Origin of the sequence: Adlercreutzia equolifaciens, assembly GCF_029076695.1 — a bacterium.
GTDB classification, from domain to species: domain Bacteria; phylum Actinomycetota; class Coriobacteriia; order Coriobacteriales; family Eggerthellaceae; genus Adlercreutzia; species Adlercreutzia equolifaciens_A.
On sequence record NZ_JARFIK010000002.1, the window covers coordinates 344,168 to 357,579 of the forward strand.

At 63.1% G+C, this 13,412-nt stretch carries 13 protein-coding genes; 10 read left to right on the forward strand and 3 right to left on the reverse strand.

What is annotated here, in order from left to right; genetic code table 11:
* The 5 genes from accC (at position 1) to dxs (ending at position 4,600) form a co-directional block, all read left to right on the forward strand.
* Positions 1-1,353: an acetyl-CoA carboxylase biotin carboxylase subunit gene (accC, locus tag PZH32_RS07300; RefSeq protein WP_275207258.1), complete on the forward strand. Its 1,353-nt coding sequence runs from the start codon at positions 1-3 to the stop codon at positions 1,351-1,353.
* On the forward strand, positions 1,350-1,700 hold the full coding sequence (locus PZH32_RS07305; RefSeq protein WP_275207260.1) for an Asp23/Gls24 family envelope stress response protein: 351 nt from the start codon (positions 1,350-1,352) through the stop codon (positions 1,698-1,700). The genes accC and PZH32_RS07305 overlap by 4 nt, the downstream gene beginning before the upstream one ends.
* A 169-nt stretch (positions 1,701-1,869) precedes the next feature.
* Positions 1,870-2,376, forward strand: a complete 507-nt coding sequence (nusB, locus tag PZH32_RS07310; protein WP_275207261.1) for a transcription antitermination factor NusB — start codon at positions 1,870-1,872, stop codon at positions 2,374-2,376.
* A gap of 4 nt (positions 2,377-2,380) precedes the next feature.
* Entirely contained in the window at positions 2,381-2,710 is a 330-nt protein-coding gene (locus PZH32_RS07315) for an exodeoxyribonuclease VII small subunit (protein WP_275207262.1), read from the forward strand.
* Positions 2,711-2,719: 9 nt separating this feature from the next.
* The gene (gene dxs / locus PZH32_RS07320) at positions 2,720-4,600 is read left to right on the forward strand and encodes a 1-deoxy-D-xylulose-5-phosphate synthase (RefSeq protein WP_275207263.1); all 1,881 of its coding nucleotides are present in this window, start codon (positions 2,720-2,722) and stop codon (positions 4,598-4,600) included.
* A gap of 55 nt (positions 4,601-4,655) precedes the next feature.
* On the opposite strand, the gene PZH32_RS07325 is transcribed toward dxs, so the two are convergent.
* Both PZH32_RS07325 and PZH32_RS07330 read right to left on the reverse strand, forming a co-directional pair.
* The gene (locus PZH32_RS07325; protein WP_275207264.1) at positions 4,656-5,864 is read right to left on the reverse strand and encodes a hypothetical protein; all 1,209 of its coding nucleotides are present in this window, start codon (positions 5,862-5,864) and stop codon (positions 4,656-4,658) included.
* A 131-nt stretch (positions 5,865-5,995) separates the two neighbouring features.
* Positions 5,996-6,661: a GNAT family N-acetyltransferase gene (locus PZH32_RS07330; protein ID WP_275207265.1), complete on the reverse strand. Its 666-nt coding sequence runs from the start codon at positions 6,659-6,661 to the stop codon at positions 5,996-5,998.
* Between the two features lie 371 nt (positions 6,662-7,032).
* Between PZH32_RS07330 and PZH32_RS07335 the strand changes: the two genes are divergently transcribed.
* From PZH32_RS07335 to coaE, 5 genes are all read left to right on the forward strand, one after another.
* Positions 7,033-8,364, forward strand: coding sequence for an ammonium transporter (locus PZH32_RS07335; protein ID WP_275207266.1), 1,332 nt, complete (start codon positions 7,033-7,035; stop codon positions 8,362-8,364).
* A gap of 62 nt (positions 8,365-8,426) precedes the next feature.
* On the forward strand, positions 8,427-8,765 hold the full coding sequence (locus tag PZH32_RS07340) for a P-II family nitrogen regulator (RefSeq protein WP_275207267.1): 339 nt from the start codon (positions 8,427-8,429) through the stop codon (positions 8,763-8,765).
* Positions 8,766-8,883: 118 nt separating this feature from the next.
* Entirely contained in the window at positions 8,884-9,132 is a 249-nt protein-coding gene (locus tag PZH32_RS07345) for a TIGR03905 family TSCPD domain-containing protein (RefSeq protein WP_275207268.1), read from the forward strand.
* 288 nt (positions 9,133-9,420) lie between these two features.
* Positions 9,421-10,647, forward strand: a complete 1,227-nt coding sequence (rpsA, locus tag PZH32_RS07350; protein ID WP_275207269.1) for a 30S ribosomal protein S1 — start codon at positions 9,421-9,423, stop codon at positions 10,645-10,647.
* A 236-nt stretch (positions 10,648-10,883) separates the two neighbouring features.
* A complete protein-coding gene (gene coaE, locus PZH32_RS07355) occupies positions 10,884-11,483 on the forward strand; it encodes a dephospho-CoA kinase (RefSeq protein WP_275207270.1) in 600 nt (199 codons plus the stop codon).
* Between the two features lie 777 nt (positions 11,484-12,260).
* Here the strand turns inward: coaE and PZH32_RS07360 are convergent.
* Entirely contained in the window at positions 12,261-13,316 is a 1,056-nt protein-coding gene (locus PZH32_RS07360; RefSeq protein ID WP_275207271.1) for a YeiH family protein, read from the reverse strand.
* Positions 13,317-13,412 lie beyond the last annotated feature (96 nt).

Genomic DNA, 13,412 nt, shown 5'->3' on the forward strand with positions numbered 1-13,412 from the left:
ATGTTCGATAAGATTCTTGTCGCCAACCGCGGCGAAGTGGCCCTGCGCATCATGCGCGCTGCCCGCGAGCTGGGCGTGAAGACGGTGGCCGTGTACTCCACGGAGGATGCCGACACCTATCCGGTGCAGTACGCCGATGAGGCCGTCTGCATCGGTCCGGCCCCGTCCAACAAAAGCTACCTGGTCATGCCGTCCATCATCGCGGCCGCCAAGAACACCGGCGCCCAGGCTATTCACCCGGGCTACGGCTTCTTGGCCGAGAACGCCGACTTCGCTCGCGCTTGCGCCGACAACGACCTGGTGTTCATCGGCCCGGCCCCCGACTGCATCGATCGCATGGGCGACAAATCCAGCGCCCGTGAGACCATGAAGATGTGCGGCGTGCCCACGGTGCCCGGTTCCGACGGCTGCCTGGACACGGTGGAAGAGGCCGCGGCCTTCGCCGAGAAGGTGGGCTACCCCGTGCTCATCAAGGCCACGGCCGGCGGCGGTGGCAAGGGTATGCGCGAGGTGCACGACCCGGCCGATCTGGAGGCCCAGTACAAGGCGGCCCGCACCGAGGCCGGCGCGGCCTTCGGCAACGACGGCGTCTACCTGGAGAAGCTGGTGCTGCGTCCCCGCCACGTGGAGGTGCAGGTGCTGGCCGACGACCACGGCAACGCCGTGGCCCTGTGCGAGCGCGACTGCTCCATTCAGCGTCGTCACCAGAAGCTGCTGGAAGAGGCACCCTCGCCGGCGCTGTCCGAGCCCCTGCGCCGCGACATGATGAAGGCGGCCCTGAAGGCCGTGCGCGCCGTGGACTACAAGAACGCCGGCACCATCGAGTTTCTGCTTGACGAGCGCGGTCAGTTCTACTTCATGGAGATGAACACCCGCGTGCAGGTGGAGCATCCCGTCACCGAGGAGATCACCGGCACCGACATCATCAAGGAGCAGCTGCGCATTGCCTCCGGCGAGGCTATGAGCTGCGCCCATCGCGCGCCCTTCACACCGGCCGGCCATGCCATCGAGCTGCGCATCAACGCCGAGGATCCGGCCCACGGGTTCCGTCCGTGCCCGGGCAACGTGACGCGCTTCGAGCCTCCCGCGGGCCCTGGCGTGCGCGTGGAAACCTACCTGCGTCCCGGCTCGCGCATCTCTCCCTATTACGACTCCTTGGTGGCCAAGGTCATCGTGCACGGCCAGGATCGCGCCGAGGCCGTGGCCCGCGCCAAGCGTGCCCTCGATGAATTCGTCATTGAAGGAATTGCAACAACTATTCCATTCCATCAGCGTGTGCTCGAGAATGAGGTATTCTTGGACGGTGAAGCCACTACCGACTTCATCGAAACCCAGATGGGAGACGTATTATGACAAACGAAATGAGCGTGGAAGGCCTTTCCATCGCCCCCGGCGTCCTGGAAACCATCATTTCGGTGGCTGCCAGCGAGGTCGACGGCGTGGCGTCGCTGGGCTCTTTTGCCACCAGCGGCATTCGTTCCATGCTGGCCAGCAAGCCCTCTACCTCGGGCATCGAGGCCAACCTTGACGACGATGGCAAGCTGCACGTGTCCATCCACGTCGAGGTCTACCACGGCTACGTGCTGCCCGATTTGGCGGCGGCCCTGCGCACGGCCATCGCCGAGTCTTTGAAGACCCAGGCCGGCATCGATGTGGACACGGTTGATGTCTACGTCGACGGCATCCAGTTCAAGTCCTAGGCCTGTTTCGTTCGCCCGGCTTTCGCCGGGCGAACGTCCCTTGACCAGCGCTTTGATGCTGGTCTGCCCGTTTTCCCGACGGCACTGAAGCTGTCGCAACGGGCCTGCGCGTGCCGCCGGGAGGCGGCGCCGTTTCAAGTCCTGCCCTTAGCAACCCAACGGAGCATTCATGTCTGCCAGAAAACACGAGCGAACTCGCGATCGCGCCCATGCGGTGCAGGTTCTCTATACCAGCGAAATTCAAGGCAAGCCGGCCAGCCAGCTGCTGGAAAGCGGCCAGTGCCTCATCGAGGACGGCCCGTTGACCGACTATGCCCTGGGCCTGGTTCATGGCGTGGAAGAGCGCCTGGGCGACATTGACGCCCGCCTTGCCGCGGCGTCCGAGAACTGGGCGCTGTCGCGCATGCCCATTGTGGACCGCTCTATCCTGCGCCTGGCTACCTACGAGATGTTTCATGTGGATGACGTGCCCGTCTCCGTCTCTATCAACGAGGCGGTGGAGCTGGCGAAGGACTTCGGCGGCGAGGAGGACTCCCCGCGCTTTGTGAACGGCGTGCTCGGCCGCATTGCCCGCCAGATGGGCGAAGAGCCTCCCGCGACGGGGGCTTTGGCCGAGACGGCCGGGGCCATCGTCGGCGCCTCCGGCGCTGCCGCTGTGGTGCAGGTGGGGGTGTAGCCCCATGGCCGAGCAGAGGGGGAGCGCCTTTGGCGAGGTGCAGGAACGCCTGAACCAGATTGTCGACGAGGTAAGCGCCGAGGACATTTCCCTCGACGACGCGCTCAAGCTCTATGAGGAGGCCGTGAAGCTGGGTCTTTCGGCCTGCGATCTGTCCGAGCAGGATATCGAGGCGCATTTGGCCGCCGAGGAAGAGTCTGCGGCGCCCTCCGCTTCGCCAGCAGAAAGCCCTCTGGCCGCAGAAGAAACGGCTGAGAACCCCTCAACCTTTGCGACGGAGACTTCCTCGGGCACGTTCGATGCCCCGTCTGCGCCGGAAGCCCCGGCGGTGTAAGGAACCATTATGGACGAGCCCCGCATTCTCGACGCCATCAACGCCCCCAGCGACCTCAAGGTGCTCACCAACGAGGAGCTGGCCATCCTGGCCCAGGAAATTCGCCAGGAAATTGTGGCCACCACCTCGGTGACCGGGGGACACGTGGCCTCGTCTCTGGGGGCCGTGGACATCATCGTGGCCCTGGAGAGCCTCCTGGACATGCCACGCGATCGCGTGGTATTCGACGTGGGGCATCAGGCCTACGCTCACAAGCTGCTCACCGGGCGCCGCGAGGCCTTCAAGACCTTGCGCACCTACGGCGGCATTTCGGGCTTCACCAAGCCCTCGGAGAGCATCTACGACGTGCATCCCTCCGGCCATGCGTCCGACTCGCTTTCGATTGCCACTGGCTTGGCCAAAGCGCGTCAGCTGAAGGGCACCAACGAGAAAGTGGTGGCCCTCATCGGCGACGCATCGCTGGCCGGCGGTATGGCCTTCGAGGCCCTCAACTACATGGGCAACGAGCAGCTGCCCCTGGTCATCATCTTGAACGACAACGAGATGTCCATCTCGCGCAATGTGGGTGCCCTGATGAAGCACCTAGGCAATATTCGCGCCAACAGCCACTATCGCGAGGCGCGCGAGGGGCTGCAGGCGGCCATGGAGCAGGGTGGCCCCGCCGCTCGCGGCTTACTGGGCCTGGGCAAGAACATGAAGGAATCGCTTAAGCAGATGGTGATTCCCCATACCATGATCTACGAGGCCCTGGGCATTGTGTGCACCACGCCGGTGGATGGGCACAATATTGCCGAGCTGCGCGAGATGCTGTCTTTGGTGCTGGAGATGGACGGACCGGCGTTGGTGCACGTGGTCACGCGCAAGGGCGAGGGCTACGAGCCTGCCCGCCGCGATCCCGAGCGCTTCCACGGCGTTGGCCCCTACGACATTGCCACGGGCCAATCGACGAAGCCGCCGGCGGCGTATCCCACCTACACTGAGGTCTTCGGCCGCGCCCTGGCGGCCGAGGCGGCCGACGATGCCGATGTGGTGGCTATCACCGCCGCTATGACCGGTGGCACGGGGTTGAAGCATTACGCGGCCCAGTTCCCCGACCGCTTTGTGGACGTGGGCATTGCCGAGGAGCAGGCCGTGGGCATGGCCGCGGGTCTGGCCTCTGGCGGCAAGAAGCCCGTGGTGGCCCTGTACTCCACCTTTATGCAGCGCGCTATCGACCAGATGATCGTCGACTGCGCTCTGCCTTCGGCCAATGTGGTGTTCGCCTTGGATCGCGCCGGCTTGGTGGGCGATGACGGCCCCACCCATCACGGCGTGTTCGATCTGGTGTATATGCGCATGGTGCCCGGTATGCGCGTCATGGCTCCTTCCGACGAAGCCGAGCTGGTGCACGCCTTGCACACGGCCTTGGCCCTGGAGGGTCCGGTCTCGCTGCGCTACCCGCGCGGCACCGGTGAAGGTGCGGCACTTCCCGACGAGCCCCAGCGGTTGGAAGTGGGGAAGGCGCGCATCGTGCGCGAGGGCGGCGATGTGGCCCTGCTGGCCTTCGGCCGCATGGTGGGGCAAGCCCGCGCGGCTGCCGAGGTGCTGGCGGCTGAGGGCATCGAGGCCCGGGTGGTGGACATGCGCTGGGTAAAGCCGCTTGACGAAGAGGCCATTGCGGCAGCCGCAGCCACGCCGCTGGTGGTCACCATCGAGGAGGGCGTCATTGCCGGCGGTGCCGGCGAGGGCGTTCTCGAGGTGCTGGCGCGCCAGAACGCTACGGTGCCCACGCTTACCCTGGGCATTCCCGATCAGTTCGTGCCCCAAGGCCCTGTCAACCGGCTCTTTGCCGACCTGGGTCTCGACGCCGCCGGCATTGCTGCCGCCGTGCGCACGGCGCTAGCTGGCTAAGGGCGCGGTTTTTTCGAGCTTCTGCAAGCGGCCGACGGCTTCGTCGGCCGCTTTTTTAACGGAGCACGGGTTTGTCCGTCAGGCCGTTCGGCCAGAAAATCTGACGCTTTCCCTGGTAGGCGGTGCGGCAATAGTCCAGCTCCACGAGGCGCTTGAGGTCGTCACGGGCCGTGGTGAGGGCCACATCGAACTGTTGGCGATAGGATCCGACGTCGATAACGAGGGTCGGGTCGTCGATCATGCGGTGGGCCAGCGCCACCTGGCGATGGTTGAGTCGGTAATCAAGGGAGATACGCTGCTTGCGCAGGGCCATTTCCTCCTCGGCGGCCAAAAGGGCGCGCTCCGCCTCAATGAGCGATTCCGTGATGAGGTCGATGAGCTCGAGCAGCTCCTCGGTGCGGTCGACGCCGAAGTCCCCCGCGGGAACGGCGTAGTTGGGGACGTGGTACGTGCTGTGCAGGCTCGAGAGCGGCACGAGCGAGAGGGCGGGCATACCGATGCGATGGCAGGCCGCATGGCGGCACGCCACCTCCATAAGCCCATTGCAGGCGGGAAAAGGGCGGTGGTACCACATCACTTCCGAATGCATGAGCAGCCCGAACAAAGGATGCGTGCCCCAGCGCTGCAGGCCGGCCAAAATAGTCGGGGGAAGGGGCTGTTGCGACGGGGATTGGGGCGTCCAGGCGAAGGCGGTGCCTTCGGTGATGCGCTGAAGCACGCCCTCGTAGTCGCCGCGGCGCAGCGAGTTGGTTCCCTCGGCCGTTTCGCGAATAAAGCAGAGCGTGTTGGCTACCAGGCGCTCTCCACTGGTGCGGGGCGCCTCGCCGTGGACAATGATGGCGCGCAGGGCCTCCGTGGGAAGAATCAGCTTGTCGCGCAGGGCAGCGGCGCGGATGTCCTCGAAGAGCCGCTGGTCGGGCAGGCCTTGGTGGGCGAGGCGTTGGGCGGCGTGCCAAAGGTGCGAATGGCTCGAGGCACGGCTGGCAATGTCGTGCATGGACACCAGCAGCGAGGGAGGGAGCAGCCAGTAATCGTCGCCGACGGCGCCGTACTGGGCGTTGAAGCGCGGAAAGCCGTTGATGCGCCGCATGAAGGTGATGAGCCGCGCCGTGGTCTCGTCGGCGATGCCGGTGATGGAGGGAAGATCGTCGATGGCCTGGGGCGGAGCCGAGGCGGCCACGCTATCCTGCAGGGCGGCCAAAAAGGCGGGATCGTCGCAGGCGGCATCGAGAAGCTGCTTCATGGTAGGTTCGGAAACACCCATGACATCCTTTCCAAGGCGTGGACAAGCTAAGAGAACTTGCCCATTATACGGAGCGCCCGCCGAGGAGCAGGGCGGGCGCGAAAGGTGATGAAAACTGTCAGATTTCCGATGCCGAAGGGAAACGTGCGGCGCTAGCGCACCTTGCGCTCCATCACGTAGTCGTCCATGACGAAGCCCTCGCCAATGTCGGTTTCCACGGACTCGATGATTTCGAAGCCGTTGGCCTTATAGGCGCGGATGGCCATCTCGTTGTTCTTGTTGACGGTGAGGTACATAGCGTCCAGGCCGCGTTTGCGGCAGATCATCTCGTAAAAGCGGATGGTGGCCGAGGAGAATCCCTGGCCGCGGTGTTCCTTGAGCAGGTAGATCTTGGAGATGAAGAAGCGGTTGGTGGCCTTGTCCACGTAGCCGCCGGTGTAGCCCACGATGCGGGCCTCGGGAGCCGTGCGGGCGAAGTCCTCGGCGTCGCGCGCCAGCTCGGCGTCGCGATCGGACTCCACGGCGTCGTTGACGCGACCGGCGACGGTGTCCCCCTCGTCGTGGATGTCGGCCCCGTGGACCGCCTGGTCCAGCTCGCGGGGCGTTTCGTCCTCGCGGCTCATGACGAACCAGTATTCGTAGTTGTTGTCGGCAATGTCGGTGCGGAAGGCGTTCAAGCTCTGGAACTTCTCCACCATGTAGTCGGTTTGCTCTTGGCCGATGATGGCGGGCCAGTACTCGTTCCAGATAACGTAGGCCATATGGGCCAGCGCCTCAACTTCTTCGTCGCGCTCGACTTGCCTGAAAGATACGCTCATGGTTCATCCTTTCCTATAAGTGCGCGGGTCGCGCCTGGATTCGTTGCGCGGGCCTCATTGCGTCTCTTGTCCTGATTCTAGGGCTCTTGGGGGCCGTGCGCGATGCTTTCGCTGAGTTTTTAAACGTAATGTGACCATTTTCACGCAATTCTGGGCGCCTTCCGTGTTTCCAGAGCGTAACAAGCCGGGGTCGCACTCGTTAATACTCCTTTTTGAGCGAGTTAACAATCATCGATGACCTTTGTTCTCATGATGCGCCCGAGGAGAATAGGGGAAGCAAGTGGAGAAGGCGCCGGGTGAAAAGAAGTCGAGAAACCGAAAGGCTGTTTGTCGACCTCTGGTCACCGAAACGCGAACGACCAGGGAGGTTGATGACAATGATTGATACGGGATCGACCGGGTTCATGCTGGTGTGCACCATGCTGGTGCTCCTCATGACGCCCGGTCTGGCGTTCTTCTATGGCGGCCTTTCGCGGCGCAAGAACGTGGTGAACACCATGGTAATGATCTTCGCCGTGCTGGGCATCGTGGGCGTCATCTGGGTGGTGTGCGGCTGGTCCTTCGCCTATGGTGGCGACGGATCGCTGCCCTTCTTCGGCGGTCTCGACCAGCTGGGCTGCTTGAGCGCGGTCAACGATGTCATGGCCGAGGCGGAGGGCGTGCCCGACGCCTACGGCATCTTGGCCAGCCAGGGCGCCCTGGCGGCCGATCCTGCGCTGGGGGCGGTGTACCCGGCTATCATCGATATCGCGTTCCAGATGGCCTTCGCCATGATCACCTGCGCTATTATCACCGGCGCAGTGGCCGGGCGCATGAAGTTCGGCGCGGTGTGCGCCTTTGTGGCCGTGTGGGTGGTGGTGGTCTACGCGCCCCTGGCCCATATGGTGTGGGGCGGGGAGGGCTCGCTTATCGGCGAGACCATCGGCGCCCTGGACTTCGCCGGCGGCGATGTGGTGCATATCTCCTCGGGTTTGACGGGCCTCATTCTGTGCCTGATGCTGGGGCAGCGCAAGGGCTTCGCCGTGCTGAGCTACCGCCCGCACAACGTGCCTTTCGTGGCCCTGGGCGCGGCGCTTCTGTGGTTCGGCTGGTTCGGGTTCAACGCCGGCTCGGAGTTCGCCGCCGACGGCGTGGCGGGGCTGGCGCTGCTGAACACCGTGGCGGCCAGTGCCGCCGGTGTGCTCTCCTGGCTTTTGGTGGAGCGCGTGAAAGTGGGGAAGTGCACCTTGGTGGGCGCCGCCACGGGCCTGGTGGCGGGCTTGGTGGCCATCACCCCGGCGGCCGGGTTCGTGGAGCCCTGGGCGGCCTTGGTGATGGGCGCCATCGTGAGCCCCGTGGTATTCGGGGCCATCTCCGTGGCCAAGCGCAAGATCGGCTACGATGATGCTTTGGATGCTTTCGGATGCCATTGCGTGGGCGGCATCGTAGGCGGTATCCTGACAGGCCTTTTCTGCGTGCCCAGCCTGTCGTGGACCGATCACGGCGGCTTGCTGTACACCGGCGACTGGTCGCTGCTGGGAGCCCAGGTGCTCGGTATTGTGGTGACCATCTTGTTCGTGGTGGTGGCCGATGTGGTGCTGGGCTTTATCGTGAGGGCTTGCTTCAAGGGCAGCCTGCGCGTCAGCGCCGAGGACGAGGCCGTTGGCCTGGACGTGGCCATTCACGGCGAGTCGGCCTATCCGGCCTACCTGGGACTTGACTAGGAAGAACCTATGCGTTGCGGCCCTGGTGGGGTACTGGGGCGACGCTGATCGAAGGAGACAACATGAAGCGAGTAACGGCTATTGTGAGACCCGAGCGAATGGAGCCGCTGAAGGATGCCTTGTTTGCGGCGAATGTGTCGGGCATGACCATTTCCCAGGTGCATGGATGCGGCGCCCAGCACGGATGGACGGAGTACGTCCGTGGTACCGAGGTGCTGCTGAACATGGTGCCCAAGGTGAAGTTCGAGATTGTGGTGGACGACGGCGACGTGGACGGCCTGGTGGACATCATCATTGGCGCGGCGCGCACCGGTGAAGTGGGTGACGGCAAGATTTTCGTGGCTCCTGTGGAGGAAGTGATTCGCATTCGCACAGGCGAGCGCGGGGAAGAGGCGGTGTAGACGGCCGAGCATCTCGTCGGGTCGCGCCGCCTGGCCCACACTGGCGACCTGCGGAGGGCTTGGGATTTCTTTCTTGCCCCAAGAAGGTAGAATAGGGGAAAAGCGAGAAAGGAATCCCATGCATACCTATATTCCCAAGGGCGTGTGCTCCCGCCAGATCGACGTGGAGCTGGACGGAGACACCATCCAGAGCGTGCAATTCACCGGCGGTTGCGATGGCAACTTGAAGGCTATTGCCAAGCTGGTGCAGGGACAGAAGGTGGACGACATTGTGGCCATGATGGAGGGCCACACCTGCGGCCGCCGCTCTACCTCCTGCGCCGATCAGATGGCCCAGGCTCTGCGCGAGGCCCAGGCGCACCAGTAGGCTTTTCGGACAAGGCGGCGCCGTCGGCTCGCAGGGGTCGGCGGCGCCTTTGTTTTGCCCGTTTGTCTAAGTCGTGAAAATAGGCGGCACTCGGGGAAAATTCACAATCAGTTTAGGGCGCGCGGTGCTATACTGGGCAAGCTTGCCCGAAGTGGGCAAGTGCAAGTAACTGTTGGCCCCCGAGACATGTTTGTTGTACAGCGATCTCTTGCCCCGTGCAAGCGAACATGGTAAGTATCAACCATCATGACGAAGGGTCCCCGATTTAGTTTTTGAAAGGGGTCCGTTTTGACCGAAATCAAGAACACGTCCGTTATCGATTTCTCCGATATCTCCGACGAGCAGATGAACGAGATGATCGATGGCACGCTGACCGACTTCGACGAGGGCGATCTCGTCGACGGCACCGTCGTCAAGCTCGAGCACGACGAGGTGCTGGTGGACATCGGCTTCAAGAGCGAGGGCGTCATTCCCTCCCGCGAGCTGTCCATCCGCAAGGACGCCGACCCGTCCGACATCGTCAGCCTGGGCGACAAGATCGAGGCTCTGGTGCTTCAGAAGGAGGACAAGGACGGTCGTCTCATCCTCTCCAAGAAGCGCGCCGAGTACGAGCGTGCCTGGATCTCCGTGGAAGAGAAGTTCAAGGCCGGCGAAGTGGTTACCGGCGAGGTCATCGAGGTCGTCAAGGGCGGCCTGATCCTCGACATCGGCCTGCGCGGCTTCCTGCCCGCCTCTCTGGTCGACCTCCGTCGCGTGAAGGATCTGGACATGTACCTGGGCACCGAGATCGAGGCCCGCGTCATCGAGATGGATCGCAACCGCAACAACGTCGTGCTGTCCCGCCGCGTGCTGCTGGAGGAGGGCCGCAAGAACGAGCGCGCCGAGATCCTCTCCAAGCTGTCCAAGGGCATGCGCCTCAAGGGCACCGTTTCCTCCATCGTGGACTTCGGCGCCTTCGTGGACCTGGGCGGCATCGACGGTCTGGTGCATATCTCCGAGCTGTCCTGGAACCACGTCAACCATCCCTCCGAGGTCGTCAAGGTGGGCGACGAGGTGGAGGTCGAGGTGCTCGACGTCGATCTGCAGCGTGAGCGCATCTCGCTCGGCCTCAAGCAGACCACGCCCGATCCGTGGATCAAGCTGGTGGAGAACTACCCCGTGGGCACCATCGTCGACGGTCATGTCACCAAGATCGTTCCCTTCGGCGCCTTCGTCGAGCTGGGCGACTCCATCGAGGGCCTGGTGCACATCTCCGAGATGGCCGCCCGTCACATCGACACCCCGGCCCAGGTTGTCAAGGCCGGCGACGATGTGAAGGTGAAGGTCATGGAGATCAACCCCGACCGTCGCCGCATCAGCCTGTCCATGAAGGCTGCTGCCGAGGAGCTGGGCTTCGAGATCGAGGTGGACGAGTCCATCCAGGCCGAGGAGAAGCCGGCCAAGCGCAAGAAGGCCGACAAGGACGAGGCTCCGGCCGAGGCCGAGGTCGTCGAGGTGGAGACGGTGGAGGAGTAAACCCCCGCGTCGCCTTCTCAGCATTGGCATTTTGACGAGCCGCCCCGCAGGGGTGGCTCGTTTTATGTTTCGATCATTCGGACAGACGGCCGAAGTGCGTGATGGTGCGGCTCCGACAGACACCGGCAGAACCCTGCTGACTCTACGAACTGCTACGAGGTTCAAGAAGAGCGTCCTCGGAGGAGCCTTCTCGTGTATCATGGACATACTGAAAAGGAAGTATCAGGAGGTATGGGATGAAGAAGCTGTTTCTGATCGGCGGCATGGGCGCCGGTAAGTCCACGGCGCGCAAGGCGCTCACCGAGCAGGGGCTGGCCTGGATTGACCTCGATCAGGTGGGCCATGAGGTGCTTACCTGGGATACGGTGAAGGACGACCTACGCGGTGCCTTCGGCGACGACATCTTCGATGAGAACGGCGAGGTGGTGCGTGCCGCCCTGGCCGCCAAGGCTTTTGCTACTCCGGCCGCTACGCGCAAGCTCAACACCATCACCATGCCGCGCATTGAGGAGCGCTACACCGATCTTATCGACGGCTTCACGGCCGAGGGCAAAGAGGCGGTGGTGGTGGAGTACTCGGTGTTCCGCAACCGCCAAAGTTCACTGGCCTATGGGGCCGATGTGGTTATTGCGGTGCTCGCACCCTTGGAGGTGCGCATCGAGCGCGCCGTGGCCTCGGGTTTCCCCGAGGAGGACGTGCGCGCCCGCATCGCCCGTCAGATCACTGACGCCGACCGCATCGAGGCGTCGGACGTGGTGTTCAACAACGACGGTACCCCCGAAGAGCTGCGCAACGAGGTTATCGCCTGGTGGAATGAGTATCGCAAGACCATCTAGCGGCAGCAGTCGATACGAGCGTCAACCAACGAAGGGAGCGGCGAAGTGCCGCTCCCTTCGTGTTTTGAGGGACGAGGGAGTGGCGAGGTACCGTTTCCCTCTTGTTTGTGGGGCAGGGAAGCTGTGCGGCTTCCGAGCTGGCGACGGCGTCGGGGGAGTGGGGTCTCTGCTGGGGTGGTCGAAGATGCAGAGCGAGGCCGTGCTTGGCGATCTAAGCGCCGTGGAGGGGCTCGCGGCCAACTGCGTAACCCCCCCCGCCGGCTCGTGGTGGTCAAAAAAGCTTCCAGGCGGGGCTTTTGCCCGGAAAGAGCGTTTTAAGGTCGCAAATCGCTCGAGGCGGGGGTTTGGCCCCAACCTCGACTGCTTTTTGACCAGGCCGTGGTCAATTGAGGTCCGTTTTCCACCCAAGCCACGGTTTTCCGTGGGCAAAACCTTCAACCTCAACGGTTTTTCGACCTTAATCGATCGATTTCGGGCAAAAGCCCTGCTTCGCGAAGATTTTGACCACCTCGGTTGATGTTGCGCTGACGTGTCTGGGTCGAGCGCCAATGCCCGCTATTGTTGGTGCGCTGATGGCTTGGTCGATCAGCCGCGCTTGGCGTCGCTGTTGCGTCGACAGGTTTTGGTCGGGCTGGCTCACCGGGTTTTGTCGCTCCGGCAAACTTGGGTTGAACGCCCCGCGACCGCTGGGCGTTTGATGGATGGGGCGCCTCGCGGCTGCTGAATCTTCTATGGACGGGAACGAGTGAAGACGCTAGCTGCGGCTGGCGGCTACTGCTACCACAACCCCAAAAGCTGCTGCATGCCCAAGCTGACACCAGCGATACAAATCCAGCAGACCAGCCCCATCAGCAAGGGTTTGCCGCCGGTTTTGACCAGCTTCACAATGTCGGTGTTCAGGCCGATAGCTGCCATAGCCATGACAATGAAGAACTTCGAGAGTGTTTTCAGCGGGGCGAAGACCGCCACATCGGCGCCGCAGGCCACGGCGATAGTGGTGAGCACGGATGCCAGAAGGAAGAACAGGATGAACATCGGGAAGGCGCGCTTGAGAGAGAAGCTGCCAAGAAGACCGGGTTTGCTGGCGCCCTCAGCTTCAGCCCCGATCCCTTCGCGGCGCGCCACCCACATGCCCAGTACCAGTGTGATGGGAATGATGGCCAGGGTGCGCGTGAGCTTCACGATGGTGGCATCGTCGAGGGCGTTGGAGCCCGGATGCATGCCGTCCCAGGCGGCGGCCGCGGCGGTCACCGAGGAGGTATCGTTCACGGCCGTGCCAGCGAACAGGCCGAAGCCCTCGTTCGTCATGCCGAGAGCGTTGCCCAGGGTAGGGAAGATGAGGGCCGCTACTACGTTGAACAGGAAGATAACCGAGATAGCTTGGGCCACCTCCTCGTCCTTGGCGTGAATGACCGGTGCCGTGGCGGCAATGGCCGAGCCGCCGCAAATGGAAGAGCCCACGGCAATGAGCGTGGCGATGGCGGAATCCATATGCAGCAACTTGAAAAGCACGTAGCCCATGATGAGCGCCGTGGCGATGGTAGAGAGAATAATGGGCAGGCTCTCGGCGCCCACAGCGGCAATTTGCGCCAAGTTGAGGCCGAAGCCCAGCAGAATGACCGCGTACTGGAGGATTTTCTTGGCGGTGAAAGCAATGCCGCTCTGGACGGTGCCGCGGCGTGACTGTTTCCACCAGATGGCAATAAGCATTCCCAAAAGGATGGCGAAGACCGGACCGCCGATAACGGGCAGCGCCTCGCCGAGAAACCAGCAGGGGATGGCAATGGCCGCGCAGATGCCAATGCCGGGAACAACGGTTGCCAGGTTTGCCACGAAAAGCCTTTCCAACAAGGATCAGAACGGTTGGAGAGTATAACACTCCTAGGCATGAAAATTATACGAACATCTGTTCATTTACTTGCCAACGTG

Excerpts from the sequence above, each read along its gene's own strand:
- accC (WP_275207258.1), top strand. The coding sequence starts at position 1 with ATGTTCGATAAGATTCTTGTCGCCAACCGCGGCGAAGTGGCCCTGCGC.
- PZH32_RS07305 (WP_275207260.1), top strand. The coding sequence starts at position 1,350 with ATGACAAACGAAATGAGCGTGGAAGGCCTTTCCATCGCCCCCGGCGTC.
- nusB (WP_275207261.1), top strand. The coding sequence starts at position 1,870 with ATGTCTGCCAGAAAACACGAGCGAACTCGCGATCGCGCCCATGCGGTG.
- PZH32_RS07315 (WP_275207262.1), top strand. The coding sequence starts at position 2,381 with ATGGCCGAGCAGAGGGGGAGCGCCTTTGGCGAGGTGCAGGAACGCCTG.
- dxs (WP_275207263.1), top strand. The coding sequence starts at position 2,720 with ATGGACGAGCCCCGCATTCTCGACGCCATCAACGCCCCCAGCGACCTC.
- PZH32_RS07325 (WP_275207264.1), bottom strand. The coding sequence starts at position 5,864 with ATGGGTGTTTCCGAACCTACCATGAAGCAGCTTCTCGATGCCGCCTGC.
- PZH32_RS07330 (WP_275207265.1), bottom strand. The coding sequence starts at position 6,661 with ATGAGCGTATCTTTCAGGCAAGTCGAGCGCGACGAAGAAGTTGAGGCG.
- PZH32_RS07335 (WP_275207266.1), top strand. The coding sequence starts at position 7,033 with ATGACAATGATTGATACGGGATCGACCGGGTTCATGCTGGTGTGCACC.
- PZH32_RS07340 (WP_275207267.1), top strand. The coding sequence starts at position 8,427 with ATGAAGCGAGTAACGGCTATTGTGAGACCCGAGCGAATGGAGCCGCTG.
- PZH32_RS07345 (WP_275207268.1), top strand. The coding sequence starts at position 8,884 with ATGCATACCTATATTCCCAAGGGCGTGTGCTCCCGCCAGATCGACGTG.
- coaE (WP_275207270.1), top strand. The coding sequence starts at position 10,884 with ATGAAGAAGCTGTTTCTGATCGGCGGCATGGGCGCCGGTAAGTCCACG.